At 46.4% G+C, this 1,009-nt stretch carries 1 protein-coding gene; it reads left to right on the top strand.

What is annotated here, in order from left to right; all coding sequences use genetic code 11:
* Positions 1–1,009, top strand: a 1,009-nt coding sequence (gene leuS / locus R8O70_RS26430) for a leucine--tRNA ligase (RefSeq protein WP_318184615.1), incomplete at both ends; no start/stop codon positions are given.

A 1,009-nucleotide genomic window follows, 5' to 3' on the forward strand; every position in this document is an offset into this window, starting at 1 on the left:
GTTCAAAAGCACTGGGATGACAACAAAACCTTTGTTGTAAGTGAAGACCCAAATAAAGAAAAATTCTACTGTCTATCTATGTTCCCATACCCAAGTGGTCGACTGCACATGGGTCACGTGCGCAACTACACCATCGGTGACGTAGTATCTCGCTTCCAACGCCTACAAGGCAAAAATGTAATGCAACCAATTGGTTGGGATGCGTTCGGTCTACCAGCAGAAAACGCAGCGGTGAAAAACAACACAGCACCTGCGCCATGGACTTACGAAAACATCGAATACATGAAAAACCAGCTTAAATTGCTAGGTTTTGGCTACGACTGGAATCGTGAATTCGCAACTTGTACGCCTGAGTACTACCGTTGGGAACAAGAGTTCTTCACTAAGCTTTACGAAAAAGGCCTAGTTTACAAGAAAACGTCTTCTGTTAACTGGTGTCCAAATGACCAAACCGTTCTTGCAAACGAACAGGTTGAAGACGGCTGCTGCTGGCGTTGTGATACTCCAGTAGAGCAAAAAGAGATCCCTCAGTGGTTCATCAAGATCACAGAATACGCGCAAGAGCTACTTGACGATCTAGACAAACTTGAAGGTTGGCCAGAAATGGTTAAGACCATGCAACGCAACTGGATTGGTCGCTCTGAAGGTGTGGAACTGAAGTTTGAAGTAAAAGGTCAACAAGACCTAGAAGTTTACACAACGCGTCCAGACACACTGATGGGTGTGACTTACGTAGGTATCGCAGCGGGTCACCCTCTAGCAACGCTAGCTGCAGAGAACAACCCAGAGCTTGCTGCATTCATCGAAGAATGTAAGAACACCAAAGTTGCTGAAGCTGAACTGGCGACAATGGAGAAGAAAGGTATGGCAACTGGCCTTACTGCTATTCATCCATTGAACGGTCGTGAAGTACCAGTTTACGTCGCAAACTTCGTATTGATGGACTACGGTACAGGCGCGGTAATGGCAGTACCTGCACACGACCAACGCGACTTCGAATTCGCAACTA

Origin of the sequence: Vibrio sp. 779(2023), from assembly GCF_033344285.1 — a bacterium.
GTDB classification, from domain to species: domain Bacteria; phylum Pseudomonadota; class Gammaproteobacteria; order Enterobacterales; family Vibrionaceae; genus Vibrio; species Vibrio alginolyticus.